The following is a 14,829-nucleotide window of genomic DNA, read 5'->3' as shown; positions in this document are numbered from 1 at the left end:
CCGCTACTCCCGGACGGGCAGGAAGGGGCTCGCCGCGCCGCTCCACGACACATGGAGCGCCTCCCGGGCTCTGGTGCAGGCCACGAACAGTACGCAACGTTCCCTCAGCAGGTCCGACTCGTGCTGGATCCGGTCGACTTCAGCCGGCGTGATCTCCCGGGCGAACGGGACCGCACCGGCTGTGACACCGATTACTGCGACGCAGCGGAATTCGAGCCCTTTCATGGCGTGCATCGTCGCCAGCCGTACTCCGTCGACGCCCGCTCCCGGATTGTCCTTCACTTTCACCGCGAGAACACCCGCCGCCTCCAGCCGGTCGCGCACCTTGTCCAACAGCACATTGAACCTGGTGCACACGGCGATCTCAGCAGGCCGGATCCCCTGCGCGATCCACCCCTCGATCCGCTCCACCAGCACGGTAATTTCGGCCTGTTCGGCAGCGTGACCGCTTACATGCGGCCTTCTGCCATGCAGCAACGAGCGGTAGCCTCTCAGGCTGTCGCCGCCGTCACCGCTCAGGTCCTCGACCGGCGCATCGTCGAGGATGCCGGTGGCCCACACGAGGATCTCTTCTGTACTGCGGTAGTTGATCCGCAGCCGACTCGAACGGCCGGTCACCGAGATGCCCAGTGACCCCAGGGACACATAGGAGTCGTAGATCCGCTGGTGCGGATCTCCAGTGATGAACAGGTCGTCCGGTCCTGACTCGACGGCTGCTCTCAGCACGCGCCACTGAGCTGGGTGAAGATCCTGCGCCTCGTCCACGACGACGTGGGCATATCCGTGTGTGGCACGGTCCGCTCCGTCCAGCAATCGGGCCGCTTCGTCGCACACTTGGAGGTGTGTGCTGGCCCTCTTGGCAACCAGCTCGGCTTTGAACGATTCGACGGCCCGCCAGAGCTGAGCCCGCTTTAACGGCCCGAGTGCGGTGCCTCGACCCCTTCGTGTGGCGGCCAGATAGTCCTCGCCGGACCGGAGGTCCTGGGCGAGGATCACATGCCGGTACTCCTGCGAGAGGAACCGCTCGGTCCACGGCAGGCCGAGCTGCTTGCCCACCTTCTGCCAGATGTGGCGTTCCTCCTGGTCCCCTATGGGCGAAGGCCTCCGCCCGCCCAGCTCGCGCATGATGCGGTGGGCGTAGGCATTGACGGTGGTCACATCCACCCGGGCCAGCTGAGCTTCGTCGTCGAGGAGCAGTGCGAGGTTCTCCAGCAGAGCAGCCGCGAGCGCGTTGGTGTAGGTGGTGAGCAGTACACGAGTGCCGGGCGAGCGGGACAGCAGGTGCTTGACCCGGTGGAGGGCCACGACCGTCTTGCCAGTACCCGGCCCGCCGGAGACCTGCGCGGGACCCTTGTACGAGACCCTGTATGCAAGGCGTCGCTGCGACGGGTGCAGGAATACCCGCCATGCCGCAAAGGGCTTCTCCAAGATCTCGGCGAGTTCATCGGGCTCGGTGATCAGGGTGATGCGGCTGCTCGTGTTGGCAATGGCGGCCGCCAGGTCCTCGGTCGGTTCGGGGGTCGCGTGGACGGGGCGGCGAACCGCAACGACATCCCGGTAGACCTCGTCGGGCTTGAACCCCTCGGCAAGGAAGGTCAGCACCTCGAACTGGTCCTCTGGCAACAGGGTCCCGAACGCGTCCAGCTGGGGACGGTCGACAATTGTGCGGACAGCCTTCAACACCTGGTCATCGATGCCGAGTTCCCGCAATACCGTGTCCGAGTACGAGGCGAACAGCAGAGCGGGCGCCGCGTTTGCGGCCTTCTCCAGCGTGGGCGTGAGCTGCTCGAGCGCCACGACATTGCGTACCTCGAGACCGCGGGTCGCCGTATTGACGGTGTAGAGCCGCCTGGCGGCCCACGTGTAGGCGTCGTCGTGGGGCACGACTTTCAGGAGCAGGAAGGTGTCGCTGCCGTCGTCGGGAGCGAGTACGACCCCCCGCCAGAAGTCGTTGATGCGGATGGTGCGCATCCGCGGGTCGCGTGCTTTGTCGACCGACTCCAGGTGCAGGCCTTTGTCCGCATGCATCTCGGCGATGGTGAGCTGGTGGAACTTGGCCATGGCCTTGCGTACGCCTGCCTTGACCGGCTTCTCCAGGGCATCGAAGCTCTCCCAGAAGGTGTTCGCGAAGGCGAGCTGAGGCACGAGGTGGGCTCCTTTACACCGATCAGGCAAGCGTGTTGATCATACGAGCGTAGTGGCGGCGAGCCTCTCGGCGAGGTCCCGGATCTCGTCCAGGAGTGAGCCTGGCGGCTGGTCGAGGTCCAGTGCGTGCTGCTGGATGGTGATGCCCGCGTTGCGGATCCGGTGAGCCGCGTAGGAGGCGTTGCCCTTGGCGTAGACAAGATGGCCGTCCGGCAGTCCGAGCGCCGTGCAGTAGGCGAGCATCTGGTAGAGGTCGGCGTCGGGGAAGCCTTCCTGTTTCTCCGCCTTGTACTTGGCGTCGACGACGGCGCGCGGTCGGCCGTCGTCGGCGTACCAGACGAAGTCGGGGCGTATCCGGACGGCGTCGTCGCGGTCCAGATGGATTCCGCGGGCCTGGAGTTCGGCGCGGCCGCCGTGTTGGGCGAGCGCCTCGCGCAGCGCGGTGCAGACGAAGTCCTCGAAGAGCTTGTTCATGTCGAAGAGAAAGCCGTCGATGCGCAGCTGTCCCTCGTCGTGCTCGGCCGAAGCCCCGCGCAGTACGGTCTCGGCGAGCCGGAGCGCGCCGTGGTAGCGGGCGTTGAGGCGGGTGGGCCGCCACACCGGCAGGGCGTGCCCGCGTACGAGTGGGGTCACGTCCGCCAAGCGCGACCTGTGATGCGCGAGACGGCGGCGTACGTTTCCGGGAACGCCCGGCAGGCGCAGGAGGCGCTCGGTCGCGGCACTCAGGATGCGGTTCTCCGCGATGTCGGTGGAGTACTCGTCGTACACGATCTCGACGGGCACAGCGGCGCCGAAGTGACGCCGTATCTGGTCCGCCTCGCGGATGCGGCCGCGTACGACGAAGGCGCTCTCCTCGGTCGTCCGGTAGCCCTGGACCAGCCCTTGCGTGAGCGCGCGGGCCAGCTGACGCTCGAAGGCGTGGGCGAAGGCGGGCAGCACTTCGGTGTGTTCCGCAACATCGACCGCGCCATCGTCCGGGATGGTGTGCGGGGAGAGCGCGTAGCCGAGGAGGAAGAACAGCCGGGCGATCGGAACCTTCGGGGTGATGCGCAGCGTGACGGTCCCGGCGCCGGGGACGGTGAGGGCGACGGCACCGACCTTGCTGCCCGCGCGGAGCCGCCAGTGGCCCGGCAGGTACGGGTCGGGCGCGGCGTCAACGATGCGGGAGGCGGCGAGGGCCCGCCCGACCACGTCCGAGAGAGGACGCGGGACCGGCGGGGCGTGCTCGACGAGGTGGATGGTCGTCACGACGCGTCGTCGGCGTCAGTGTCGGCGGCAGATGGTTCGCCCCACACGAGGTCGCCGGGCTGAGCGGCGAAGCGTTGCTTACGGACGGCCACGACTTTGCGGAGGTTTTCGAGCCCGTAGCGGGCCTGGACGTCGAGGCTGTCGCCGTAGTGGTGTTCCTCCAGCAGCGGAAGGATCTTGGTGCGCCAGGTGCGTTCCAGCCCACCCTCCCTGTAGGCGCCCTTCTTCATGAGATACGAGGGGCCTATACGGAAGTCGGGCTCCTCAATACGGGAGTTGAGCGCGTCGAGCAGCTCGGCGGGCTCGGAGTCCAGCGCCCTGTCCGCGAGCCAGCGGTGCAGCAGCCCGCTCGTCGGCTCGATGCGTGGCGAGAGCTCGACGAACGCGAAGCGCCGGCGCATCGCCGCGTCGACGAGGGCGATGGAGCGGTCGGCGGTGTTCATGGTGCCGATGACGAAGACGTTGGGCGGGAGCGCGAAGTCGTCGCCGGAGTAGGTGAGCCGTACGGACTTGTTGCGGTATTCGAGGAGGAAGTACAGCTCGCCGAAGACCTTCGCCAGGTTGGCCCGGTTTATCTCGTCGATGATCAGGAAGTGCGGGATGTGCCGGTTGCCCTCGCGGGAGGCGAGATCGGCGAGTTCACGCAGCGGCCCTGCCGTGAGGCGGAAGGCGACCTCTCGGGTCTCGGGGTCCTCTCGGGGCCGGAAGCCCTCAAAGAAGTCCTCGTAGGAGTAGGAGGGGTGGAACTGCACGAGTTTGACCTGCTCGGGTCCGCCACCGAGGAACGTGGCGAGTTCGAGCGCCAGGAAGGTCTTGCCGGTGCCGGGCGGCCCGTACAGGACGAGCTGCCGCTCGTCCCACAGCAGGTCGCGCAGCTCACGCAGCCACGCAACGTCGTGGACAAGGAGTTCGGCGGCGAGTTCCGGTCCGGGCTCAGGCAGTTCGAGCTCGCGGCGGCGCTCGGTGATCGCGGCGATCTCGGCGCTCACGTCGCCTTCGGCGGCCGCCTCGGCCTCCGCGGCGAGTTCCGCATCGGACAGGCCAAGGCCGTCGAGAAGGGGCTTGACCACGCTCAGGTCCACCACGTCATGCTGTACGGACAGCTTCTGTTGAAGCTCCTCGGGGAGCTCGTCGTACGGATATCCGCCTGCCTGCCACTCGACGGGCCGCCGCAGATTGGACCGACCTCCGTCCGAGACGGTCTGCTCGGCGGAACCGGTGACCTCACCGACGTAGAGCCGTCCGCCCGATATGGTGCACACCGTGTCGCCGGGCTTCATCCGAGACAGGAAGGCATGCAGTTCTTCGACCAACTCCAGTTTCTGGTTGTACGTGGCCGCCGACTCGTAGTCCTCCTCGACCGAGGACCGCAACTGATCCTTGGTCACCCCCTGCTCGACACCTTGCCGCAGTCTTGAGGCGTCGAGAGAGACCCGTTGCTCGGGAAGCCACATCCGCTGTACGAGGTCGAGGCCGGAGACGTTGGAGCCGCGCACCAGCCAGGCCCGGTTGGGCCCCCACCCCACGTTGTTGAGGAAGTCGGCCAGCGGGTGCCCGTCGGCGGTCTTCCACTCCACCCAGCCGTTGGCACTGCGCCCCACCAGAATCTCGGCCGCGGCCGACGGCGAATTGCATTCGATGTCCCGGACCGTCTCCAGCCGACCCTGCCAGGTCGTCGACTCGCGGATCGCGCCTTCTTCGATCAGCTGCTGCCTGAGGCGGTGGGACGACGGCATACGGAGCGGGAACGAGGGCACCACCTCGGACCGGACCGGAGACGCCGCCAGAACGACGAACTTCTGGCTCCCGTTCGTCCCTTTCTCGGCCAGCAGCCGTCCCCTGGCCAGTGGCCCGCCCCCCGGCAGACGCAGGAGGAACTCCGGGTACTCCGCTGGCTCTGGGTGGCCCCCGTGCTCGTCGCTCACACTCACTCCTCGGCCGGGCATCGTGCGATGCCCCACCCCTCCGATGACTACACTCTGCGACCCTATCCGCGGGGCCCTACAGCCGACACTGGCCACGGAGACCGACCCCTCACGTGAGGGTATTGGTCAAGTGCCGAACAATGCACCGGACAGCTATCCCGCGGTCGGCGCAGCGGCGCTGCTGATCATCGACGTGCGCGCCTGTCTTGACACAGTCGAGTCCGCTGGTGACCACCATTCGGTAGCGGCGGGCGTCCATGGTGTGGTTCCTCGCATTGTCGGCGGCAGCCTGGCCTGGGGTCAGAGCCTGGCGGAGGGCAATACGCTCAGCAGCTCGCTGACGTCCTTGTGCCAGGCCCGTACCTCGGCGGGGGTAGGCGGAAGCTCGTACGAATGGTGGTGACAGGCGGCGCTGAGAGCGGACCAGACGGCGAACCACTGCCGGGCGACGGACGGCCTGACGTACCACTGCAGGCTGAGCATCCTGCTCCGTCCGTTGCGGGTCATGCGCGGGCTGACGCTGCGCCAGAAGTCGTCGAGGGTCTCGTCCAGCGCCAGCCGGAGCAGGACTGCGGCAGCGCGGGCCCGCAGGCCGGGGGTGAGGGTGTGGACGATATCCGGCGGAGGGCAGAGCAGCTGGTCGGCGGCGGCGAGGAGGCCGCTGGTGGGAAGAGTCACCGTGCTTGCACCGCCTTCGCGAGGCGCTCGGTGCGCCGTACCAGTTCCTTGCGATCGCCGACGGGCGTGCCGGCCTGATGGGAAGCTGCGTTGCACTGCCTGATCAGGTCCTTGGCCCATGGGCCATGGTCGCCGGCCACGGCGTCGAGGACCGTGGCGGGCTCCACCGAAAGGGCAAGCGCCGCAAGTCCGGTGAGGGGCCCCGCTTTCGCGATCATCTCCGCAATGGCACGCTGACCGTGCCCGGCCTTGCGCAGGGTGCTCCGGGCCGCATCCAGATAGGCCGCCTCCAATGCCACGCGGCACATCGCGGGCAGCACCCTGTCGGCAACCTTCTGCGGCAGGTTCTCGTCCAGGGCGATCGCCCGCGCCTCGTCCAGCGCCTGGCTTACCGGGTCACTGACCGGGACGACTTCGACGACCGAGTCGGTCTGCCGGGACACCCGCTTGACCGTTGCCTTGATGCCGAGACGACGGATGGCCTCCTCAAGCCGGGTGTCGTGGGTGAAGACGACGACCTGCCGGTGCTGTGCGTAGATGTCGAGAACCCTGGCCAGGCCGTCGACCTTCTCGGGGTCCATGGACTGGACCGGGTCGTCGATCACCAGGAACTTGAACGGGCTGCCCTGGTGCGTGGCGCGCGGGATGAACAGGGACAGCGCCAGCGAGTGCAGTTCGCCCTGGCTCATGACACCGAACGCGGGCGCTTCCATCGCGTCCACGGAGACGTCGAGCACAACCTTGCGCTGGTTCGCGGCGCCCGCGAGGCTGATCGATCCGAGCGCGACGCTGCTGCGCTCGCACAGCAGCTTCCACACCATCTGGGACTGGTCGGCGATGGGCTTCAGCCGCTCGTCGCGCAGTTCGTCGGTGGTCTTCCTGAGCCAGGCGCGGAGGGCTTTGATCTGCCTGATGCGGGGCTGTGCCTGCTCCGCGGCCTCTGCGCGCCGCAACCACTCGTTGAGGCGTCCGGCAGCGGTCTGCCAGCGCCCGTCCTGCTCGGAGAGCCGCTGCGCGGAGTCCTCGCGCAGTTGGAGGCAGGCATCACCAAGGACTGCCTCGGCCCGCTCGGCGCGGTCCGCCAGCTCCCGCGGTTCGCCGACCGCCCGGCACGCCGCCCAGTCACGCCAGAGCGCGGCAAGCGACGTCTCGTCGGCCTGGAGCCAGGGTGGAACAGGCTGCACCAGGTCGTGGACGTCCCGGACGGCCGCGTCCAGCTCCCGGCGCGCGGCCTGCGCCGCGGCGGCCTCCGCCTGGAGTCGTTCGACCTGCTCCCGGGCTCCCTGCGCCCAGGCCCGGTCGAGACGGTTCGCTCCACCGCAAACGGGGCAGTCGGCAGAGTCGGGGTGGCGGCGGCGATGGTCAAGAGCGTTCTCCAGCAGCCCGATCAGCCGCCTCGCGTCCTCGGCCGAGCTGTACCGCGCATCCTCGGCCTCGGCGGCCGCCGTACGGAGCCGCGTCACGGCAGCGCTGACGGTCTGCCGGGCGGGGGCCTCCAGACCGGCAAGCCGTCGCAGGCGGGCGAGCGCGCTGTCGTCGGCAACGGTGTGGTCCTTGAGAAGCGCGCGCACCCGGTCAAGGTCGGGTCGGCGTCCGCCGAGTAGCGCGACCGCCTCCGCGGCCCGGGGGTCATCGAGTTCGGACAGCTCCCGGGCGACATAGCCGGTGAGTTCGGTGGCGGCCCCGACGGTGTCGGTGAGGGTCTTGGCAAGGGCGCGTGCCTGCTTGTCGATATCACCGAGCAGTTCCAGGCCGAGGATCTGGGAGAGGGCGTCATGCAGAGCGGTCAGCGGCCCGTTGATCATCGCGCCGAGTTCGCTGTAGGGGAGAAACGGCCGGTAGAGCGACAGTTCCTCCGAGCCGACGATCTCGTGCAGCTCCGCCGCAACTCCTTCGACCACCGTGCGGGAGTCGTCCACACCGGTGCCGGTCCAGCTGCGCCGCACGCTGACCGGCTGGCTCCCGTCGCCGTAGGACAACTCGACGGCAACCTGCGGGTCCGTGCGGTCGTGCAGATTGCGCCAGCCCTGCTTCCAGATCTGAGTGCGCCCCTGCCACCGGAAGTTGTCTCCTGTCAGCGCCATCTCTGCGGCTTCGGCGAAGCTCGACTTTCCGGAGCCGTTACGGCCGGCAATCACCGTCAGGCCGGGTTCGGGACGGAGTTCGAGCGTGGTGGCGGGCCCGATGCCACGCCAGCCAGCAGCCGAGATGGATCGCAGAAACAGGGGGTGGCCCCGGCCATCGCTCCTGGCCTGGGCGTCGGGCAACAGGTCGCGGAGTAATTCCTGCGCATCTGCTGCCAGCCCGGACTGCGGCAGCCGGCCGAGCAGCAGGTCGCGCAGGGACGCGGGGGCGGGCTGGGCATCGTCGGTCATGGTTCGGACTCCTGTACTGGGTGCGGCAGTTGAGAACGGCCTACCAGTCACGGCACACCGTTGCCCGACCGAGCATGACGCACACCTGTTAGCGTCGTCAACGCACTTCTGATAATCCGAGATTCGAATTTGTGTACACTGCTCGCCAACGTGTCCGGGTCCCGCTGGGTCACACGAGTTGACCCCTGGCCGTGAGGCAGCGACGCCCAGGACTACAGCTCAGGTACAGCGAGCCGCCTTGGCCGACCTGCGGAATCCCGTGCGCGTGGCCTGCTGCTCGGGTCGGCTTTGGGTTTGCAGGCGGCTGAGCCTTTGAGCGACCGCGCACACGTACATCGAGATCAGTTGTGGCATGTCACCAAGCAGCGGCAAGGGTTGGGGGAACAGCACTACCCTGTATCCACGCTGAGTGCGGACGGGCTCCCCACGGGTGAGGCGGGCAGTGTCGTACCCCCATGGCACAGTGCCCGGCATGCACATCGACCAGTTCTGGAACGTCATCGAATCCGCGAGGGCGGCCGCCGTCGGCGCGGGCAAGCCTTTCGACGAGGCCCTTGTGGACCGGCTCGCCACCTGCCCGAAGCGGGACATCCTCGAGTACCAGGAGCGGTTCGACGAGGTGCACGACGCGTTGTACCGCTGGGACGTATGGGCAGCGGCCTATGTCATCGGCGGCGGCTGTTCGGACGACAGCTTCATGGACTTCCGCGCCGGGCTGATCTCGCTGGGGCGGGAGTGGTACGAGCGGGCAGCGGCCTGCCCGGACAGCCTCGCCGACCATCGGGCGGTCGTCGACGCCTCATCGGCGTACCGCGACGAGGCGCTGTTCTACGAGGAGGTCAACTACGCGGCCGGCGAAGCCTTCGAGCGGATCACAGCCGGCGGAGAGGACTTCTACCAAGCCTGGGACCGCTTCCGATTGGAGCGTCTCCCGAGCGAGGAGAGCGACGGCGACATGGGCGAGGACTTCGACTTCGACGATCCGAAGGAAATGCATCGCCGGTTGCCGCGTCTGGCCGCCCTGTACCTGAGGGCCAATGCCGCCTGAGCCAGCCCTGGCCTCAACCGCCGGCCCACGAGGTCGTGTGGCCCCCGGGGTGCGACAGGGCTCTGCGCGTTGGTGCGAGCTCCGCCCAAATCGTCTTGTGTGCAGGAGGTTCCGGGCAGGGGTCCACACCCCAGCTGTCCGCGAGTGCGGCGACGATCAGCAGCCCACGGCCGTTCTCCGCCGAAGGGTCGCGCGAGGCTTCCGGGGAGGCCGGCTCGGGCAGACGCTCGGCACGGGCGTCGGTCACCTCGATACGCAGTACGTCGTCCGGGCCGAGACTGAGGGTCAAACGGAAGTCACGGCCAGGGACGCGTCCGTGCCGGACCGCGTTGGCGGCCAACTCGGCGACGATCAGTACGGCGTTCTGGGCCGTTTCGTCTTCCAGCGTCAAGCCCCAATCCGCAAGCTGCTGCTCCGCGAGCAGCCGCGCCCTGCGGGCCCCGCGCCGCGTCGTGCTGAGGAGTTGCGTGAACCAGCCTGCAGGAGAGGCAGGTTGAGGCACATTCGCCGTGGCACCGGTGTCGGTTTGCATGTCACTCAGCGTGGCCGGGCGAGGATCACGAATGCCAGCAGGTCGGGCGGTACGAGGCTCCCCGTACTGCCATGCGACCGCGCTTGTACCGGTCATCGGCCGTGACCACCACACCACCCCTTCGCACGACTCCAGTGAGAGCAGGAGTCGCGATGGCGTCGAGCGGTAACACGCTCTGATCTTGTAGTTGTCCCGTCGACCGGCGAGCCACTGCAGGGACTGTCAGCGCGAGCCCGTAGTCTCCCGCCGTGTCGATTGCGGAGAACCGAGGGGCCCAACCCACCAATCCGTGCCGGGATCTGCTACAACGCTGGAGCGACGAGTGGTTGGATCCCATTCTTCTGGGACACCCAGCGCGCCTGACTGCACTTCGCGATGCGGGTCACGAGCCACAGGCGGCATGCTCAAATCCTCCGCGATCTCGACCGAGGTGGCAATGACCGAACAGCGTCTTCGCTGCTGCGTCTGCGGCCGCGACACATTCGATGCCACCGACTACGTGCACCTGGAACTGACGGCGCAGCACGTCGACACACGACAGTTCCTCGGCGCCCACGCGGAATGCCTGAACGGTGTGCTCGCTCAGGGCTTCACCGTCGAAGTACACCTCATGTGAGTCACCACGTCGGGCCCCAGCGTCTGGGTGCCGTCCTCCCGGAATTCATCCTCGATCGCGGGTCCCGTACCGACAACAACGCGTGATGCACTGCCCGTCACTCTTTGAACGTTTCCCTGCCACGCGAACACCGCAAGCGGTACGTTCTGTGCGTCCAACGCACATCAGCGGGCATACCTCGCCACATCCGGAGGTGGAGTACAGATCATGCAACTTCTGGACGATCTCACACTCGATCGCGGGGCCACCCGTCACGCGAAGTCGGGTACTACCTGCGAAGGAATATCCGCGGACGGGACCGCGGTGGAGTGGGAACTGCACGTGCCGGGGCGCCCATTGCTCACGGTCCACGACACCCGATGGGACAACGGAGAGAGGGACCTCGTCCTCTACAAACCTGTGGTGGTTCCTGAGATCCCTGCCCCGCTGTCCAACCTGCACAACCGGCTCCGTAGCGGAATAGCGCCCGTTCGCGGAGCGGGGAGGCTGCGCATCATGGCCTGGGTGGCGCGGGTCGATCCTCTTGGGCGCCCCAGGGTCAAGAAGACGTTCACCACCTTGGGTCTCACAGCCGAATACGGCCTCGAGCGGCTACGGGAGCACACCGCCTGTGCGGGTGTGACATTGGAGCCCCGGGAAGACCGTCCCGATCTGCCGGTGGTGGACCTGAACCACCCGCAGGATGCAGTGTCCTTCGAGCACGCTCTGTTCTTCCGGGCCGACGACGACGAGACGCCCGTCGTCGCGTTCATCCACCTCAAGGTACTTCCGGTCCTGCGTCACGTCGGCTGGATGCCCCGGCAGACCGCCTGACGTACGGGTCCGTACACAGATCACCCCAGGTGATCGATCTCTCGGGCGACAGAGAAACAGTCGACACTACGAGCGCCGTCGCGGCGCCCTGGACTGAACGGATGAGCATGACCAACCTTCCCCGTCTGACGGCGACCGGTACGTGCTGGTACGGCTGTGGCACGACCATCGGTGCCGGATCCTTCTTCGCGCCGGGACACGACAAGGTGGCCGAAGCAGCTCTGCTCGCGACCGAGTACGGGTCGTCCGTACCGCAGTTGCTGCACAAGCACGGCTACGGCCCCGGCCACTCCGTCACCACGAGGGCTGTCGACTCCGGCGCTTGGCAGCAGTGCCCGTCGTGTGACTACGTCGGGGCCCCTGTCAGCATCCGCAACCACGATAAGAAGGCGCACCGCACCGAGCAGTGAGGGCATCCCCGTGAGCCAGCACCGACCGAACCAACGCGTCAGCTTGGAGACGGCAGTCCGCACGTACCGCGGACTCTGGGGCACCCAGCGCGCCCTCACCGCCCTTCGCGATGCGGGGCACGAGCCCGAGCCAAAGCACACGCGGCAGATCCTCCGCGATCTCGCGAGCGCCGGCCTGCTGGTCAAGGTGCAGGACCGGCCTGTCTTGTACCGCGCCGAGCCCGTGGAAACAGGCTCGTAACCAGACACGAGAGGTCGAGAAGTATCGACAGCATGCTCCGTGGGCCCCGGCTGAGGACCAGCACGACGGAACAGTCACCAGCCTCACCGAGGCGTCCTCAAACACTGTTTCCAATGGTCCAGGAAGATCCCTGATGAAGAACGGAAGCCTCGTCCTGGCCGCCGCACTGCTGGCCACCCTGGTGCTCACCGGATGCGGAAGCACCAACACCGACGCCAAGGCAACGCCGAACACCACAACCGCCACCACCCCGGCCCCGAAGCCGTCCAAGGACGACCGGGCAGCAGCGGAGCAGACGTACGAAGACGCCCAGCGCGAATTCGAAGAATTCCTCGAGGAGATCGACGGTGCCATGGGCGAAACCCTCGGCATCCAACCCGGCACCTACGAAGCCACCGCCAATACCCCGGACTACGAGGATCCCCTCGACGCGCTCGACGACGAATACCTCGACCCGGGTACCTACACCAGCATGGGACCGGCCGACGGATCCAGCGGCTGCTACTGGGCCCGAATGAGCGACGCCTCCGGAGACAGCAGTTCCATCCTCGCCAACGACATGACCGAAGGCCGGGCCATCGTGACCCTGAACGAGGGCGAGTTCTTCAAGACCTCCGGCTGCAAGCCTTGGACAAAGCAAGTGGATTGACTCATGGAGACGCGGGAGCCCCACTGAAGTGAGACCTCGTCGGACGGATCGCGCTTCCGAGGAAAGGTGGCAACCAGTTCAGGCAGTCATGCCGGCTGCGGCTACCAACTGCCGTACACCGACGACGTTGCCGTGACCAGAACGCAGCTCACTGACGATGCTTCGGATCGCCGGGCGGTCACGCACCTCACTGGGTGACACTCGTGCGGCGGCGAGTAGTTCCGCCGCCGTCTGCTCCGGCTTGCCCCACTGCCACCAGGCCCGGCCGAGGTCGGTGTGCATCCGCCCCTTCCTCTCAGCAGTCTTGAACTGGCTCGCATGGAGCCGACGGCCGGCTTCCAGGGCCGCGCCTGCATCGCCCAGTGCCCAGTTGACGCTGACGGCGTACAGGTCGACGGCCGCCGGTGTGACCGGGAAGAGACGGCCCTCAGGCGCTTCGTGGGGAAGGTCGCGAGCAGCCTGGGTGGCTTCACGGATCATGGCGAGTGCCTGATCCCGATCACCAGCACGCGCTTCCGTGTAGGCGGTGGTGCAGAGCATCTGCGCATAAGCGGAAGCCTGCGCGTCGTTCCTCAGGCCGGTGGCCTCGACCCGGGCGACCGCGGCCAGGATATGGCGCTGGGCCGCCGCAGGCTGATCCTGATGGCGAAGGACGATGCTCAGCTCGCGGGCAGCCGCTGCCGACACGAGCGGGGAGCCGGAGAGTTCCGCATAGACCGTTGCTCGGTCTGCTGTGAGCCTGGCCTGACCGTACCGTCCGATCTTGATCAGCCCTTGCGCCGCAAGGCTGTAGGTGGCCGACAGGCGGGCGAACGACATCTCCGTCCGGTCAATGACTGCAGCGTGGGCGTCTGCCAGCAGGCCGGGAAGCACCTTGAGCAGCATGCTGTTCTGACCTGCGTCGTAGTGGCTGCGAGCCGCTGCGAGCCGGGAGTCGAAGGGAACCGGAGACCCGGTGGGGTCGGGCGTGATCGCGAGCGCCTCGTCCAGGCTCGCCAGGAGCGAGAATGGGGCCGCTAGGCCAGCGGCGGCGAGCAGCGTGCGGCGGCGCATCGGATCCTCCTCGGCACAGCGTGGCCGTTCCGGCGCAACAATAGTGGCTTGGGCACCGGTTAACCCGAGGGACGCAGCCAGCACATGTGTCGGTACGCCCACCTCCCGGGCAGCACGCCTGATCAGCTCCAGATCAGCACGCCTGCCCCGCTGCTCCAGACGGGAGACGGTGGAGGCCGAGCACCCGATCCGCGCGCCGAGATCCCCCTGCCGCCAGCCACGCCGCTGCCGCCCGACCCGGACAAGGCCTCCCGGATCGAGATTCGCGACGAGGGCACGGACCGTCCCGGAAGTCCACAGCTGATGGGCGCTCATCTGGCCTCCTACTCGCCAGCGCCCGGCAGGGCGGGCCGCCTACCCACCGTAAGTGGTGATCAGCAGCTCGTATACGGCGCGTGCAGGATGTGCAAACGGCTTGCACACGATGACAGGGAATCACCGCAGAACGTCGGGGAGCGGTTGCCTGGGAGCACGCCCCGCTGTGAGTGGCGGGTGCCATGAGAGATCCGGAGGACAGCATGGCAACGGCAGTCGAGACCAAGCTCCGTGACCCGCGGGACTTCGTGGACCCCGAGGTGTGGGACCGCGAGATCCAGCTCCTCATGCGCGACTACCCGTTCGACGAGGTGATGGCAACCCGCCTGTTCGGCGCGGCCGTCTCGTACCTGATCACCGCCATCGAGAAGTGGGGCCAGGCCCTCGAGTTGTGCTGCGGCCGGACCGTCGACATCGCGGTGCACGTCTTCATCCTGGACACCCGCAACTACCGCGAGTTCTGCCACCGGCACTTCGACGGCCGGTTCCTGGAGCACATCCCTGAGATCGAGTTCAAGTACGACGGATCTGTAGAGCGAACAGCGCAGGTCATCGCGGACAACGGCTTCGACGTCGACTGGAAGCTGTGGGAGGCCGACTACGCCAAGTGCGGACCGTGCCGACCGGGCGAGAACTGCCACTGAATCTTTCGCGAACGATCAGGCCCGGGGACGCCGTGAGCATCCCTGGGCCTGCGTTCGCGCAGGGCGCGGCAGCGCTGTGTCATTCCCCAACGGGCTCTTGGTGGCACCGGTACGGTGATCAGCTCCACCGGTCACCG

General features: G+C 67.4%; 14 protein-coding genes. 7 read left to right on the top strand and 7 right to left on the bottom strand.

The window, feature by feature from the left end; genetic code table 11:
* Positions 1-3 precede the first annotated feature (3 nt).
* The 5 genes from J7E87_RS23635 to J7E87_RS23615 form a co-directional block, all read right to left on the bottom strand.
* Positions 4-2,145, bottom strand: a complete 2,142-nt coding sequence (locus tag J7E87_RS23635) for a UvrD-helicase domain-containing protein (RefSeq protein WP_215096493.1) — start codon at positions 2,143-2,145, stop codon at positions 4-6.
* A 39-nt stretch (positions 2,146-2,184) separates the two neighbouring features.
* Positions 2,185-3,393, bottom strand: a complete 1,209-nt coding sequence (locus J7E87_RS23630) for an McrC family protein (RefSeq protein ID WP_215096492.1) — start codon at positions 3,391-3,393, stop codon at positions 2,185-2,187.
* On the bottom strand, positions 3,390-5,318 hold the full coding sequence (locus J7E87_RS23625; protein ID WP_308313046.1) for a DUF4357 domain-containing protein: 1,929 nt from the start codon (positions 5,316-5,318) through the stop codon (positions 3,390-3,392). The genes J7E87_RS23630 and J7E87_RS23625 overlap by 4 nt, the downstream gene beginning before the upstream one ends.
* A 300-nt stretch (positions 5,319-5,618) precedes the next feature.
* On the bottom strand, positions 5,619-5,996 hold the full coding sequence (locus J7E87_RS23620; protein ID WP_215096490.1) for a hypothetical protein: 378 nt from the start codon (positions 5,994-5,996) through the stop codon (positions 5,619-5,621).
* Positions 5,993-8,371 (bottom strand): AAA family ATPase, encoded by a 2,379-nt coding sequence (locus tag J7E87_RS23615; RefSeq protein WP_215096489.1) that lies wholly within the window; start codon positions 8,369-8,371, stop codon positions 5,993-5,995. The genes J7E87_RS23620 and J7E87_RS23615 overlap by 4 nt, the downstream gene beginning before the upstream one ends.
* A 472-nt stretch (positions 8,372-8,843) precedes the next feature.
* Between J7E87_RS23615 and J7E87_RS23610 the strand changes: the two genes are divergently transcribed.
* Positions 8,844-9,419: a DUF4240 domain-containing protein gene (locus tag J7E87_RS23610; RefSeq protein ID WP_215096488.1), complete on the top strand. Its 576-nt coding sequence runs from the start codon at positions 8,844-8,846 to the stop codon at positions 9,417-9,419.
* A 13-nt stretch (positions 9,420-9,432) separates the two neighbouring features.
* Here the strand turns inward: J7E87_RS23610 and J7E87_RS23605 are convergent, their stop codons facing one another.
* A complete protein-coding gene (locus J7E87_RS23605; RefSeq protein WP_215096487.1) occupies positions 9,433-9,951 on the bottom strand; it encodes an ATP-binding protein in 519 nt (172 codons plus the stop codon).
* Positions 9,952-10,387: 436 nt separating this feature from the next.
* On the opposite strand from J7E87_RS23605, the gene J7E87_RS23600 reads away from it, so the two are divergent.
* From J7E87_RS23600 to J7E87_RS23580, 5 genes are all read left to right on the top strand, one after another.
* The gene (locus tag J7E87_RS23600; protein ID WP_215096486.1) at positions 10,388-10,567 is read left to right on the top strand and encodes a hypothetical protein; all 180 of its coding nucleotides are present in this window, start codon (positions 10,388-10,390) and stop codon (positions 10,565-10,567) included.
* Between the two features lie 207 nt (positions 10,568-10,774).
* Complete coding sequence (locus tag J7E87_RS23595; protein ID WP_215096485.1) at positions 10,775-11,380, top strand: hypothetical protein; 606 nt, start codon at positions 10,775-10,777, stop codon at positions 11,378-11,380.
* A 101-nt stretch (positions 11,381-11,481) separates the two neighbouring features.
* On the top strand, positions 11,482-11,790 hold the full coding sequence (locus J7E87_RS23590; protein ID WP_251017886.1) for a hypothetical protein: 309 nt from the start codon (positions 11,482-11,484) through the stop codon (positions 11,788-11,790).
* A gap of 10 nt (positions 11,791-11,800) precedes the next feature.
* Positions 11,801-12,031: a hypothetical protein gene (locus J7E87_RS23585; RefSeq protein ID WP_308313045.1), complete on the top strand. Its 231-nt coding sequence runs from the start codon at positions 11,801-11,803 to the stop codon at positions 12,029-12,031.
* Positions 12,032-12,164: 133 nt separating this feature from the next.
* Entirely contained in the window at positions 12,165-12,680 is a 516-nt protein-coding gene (locus J7E87_RS23580) for a hypothetical protein (RefSeq protein WP_215096484.1), read from the top strand.
* Positions 12,681-12,758: 78 nt separating this feature from the next.
* On the opposite strand, the gene J7E87_RS23575 is transcribed toward J7E87_RS23580, so the two are convergent.
* Positions 12,759-14,048, bottom strand: coding sequence for a helix-turn-helix transcriptional regulator (locus tag J7E87_RS23575; protein WP_215096483.1), 1,290 nt, complete (start codon positions 14,046-14,048; stop codon positions 12,759-12,761).
* A 203-nt stretch (positions 14,049-14,251) separates the two neighbouring features.
* Between J7E87_RS23575 and J7E87_RS23570 the strand changes: the two genes are divergently transcribed.
* Positions 14,252-14,692 (top strand): hypothetical protein, encoded by a 441-nt coding sequence (locus J7E87_RS23570; protein ID WP_175264220.1) that lies wholly within the window; start codon positions 14,252-14,254, stop codon positions 14,690-14,692.
* Positions 14,693-14,829 lie beyond the last annotated feature (137 nt).

Origin of the sequence: Streptomyces sp. ISL-1 (assembly GCF_018614585.1) — a bacterium.
Classification (GTDB): domain Bacteria; phylum Actinomycetota; class Actinomycetes; order Streptomycetales; family Streptomycetaceae; genus Streptomyces; species Streptomyces maoxianensis.
The sequence above is the reverse complement of the archived record's forward strand: the minus strand, read 5'-3'. Positions and strand labels throughout refer to the sequence as shown.

Bases quoted from the DNA above. Each gene is read 5' to 3' on its own strand.
- J7E87_RS23595 (WP_215096485.1), top strand. From the start codon at position 10,775: ATGCAACTTCTGGACGATCTCACACTCGATCGCGGGGCCACCCGTCAC.
- J7E87_RS23570 (WP_175264220.1), top strand. From the start codon at position 14,252: ATGGCAACGGCAGTCGAGACCAAGCTCCGTGACCCGCGGGACTTCGTG.
- J7E87_RS23610 (WP_215096488.1), top strand. From the start codon at position 8,844: ATGCACATCGACCAGTTCTGGAACGTCATCGAATCCGCGAGGGCGGCC.
- J7E87_RS23600 (WP_215096486.1), top strand. From the start codon at position 10,388: ATGACCGAACAGCGTCTTCGCTGCTGCGTCTGCGGCCGCGACACATTC.
- J7E87_RS23575 (WP_215096483.1), bottom strand. From the start codon at position 14,048: ATGAGCGCCCATCAGCTGTGGACTTCCGGGACGGTCCGTGCCCTCGTC.
- J7E87_RS23605 (WP_215096487.1), bottom strand. From the start codon at position 9,951: ATGCAAACCGACACCGGTGCCACGGCGAATGTGCCTCAACCTGCCTCT.
- J7E87_RS23590 (WP_251017886.1), top strand. From the start codon at position 11,482: ATGAGCATGACCAACCTTCCCCGTCTGACGGCGACCGGTACGTGCTGG.
- J7E87_RS23615 (WP_215096489.1), bottom strand. From the start codon at position 8,371: ATGACCGACGATGCCCAGCCCGCCCCCGCGTCCCTGCGCGACCTGCTG.
- J7E87_RS23580 (WP_215096484.1), top strand. From the start codon at position 12,165: ATGAAGAACGGAAGCCTCGTCCTGGCCGCCGCACTGCTGGCCACCCTG.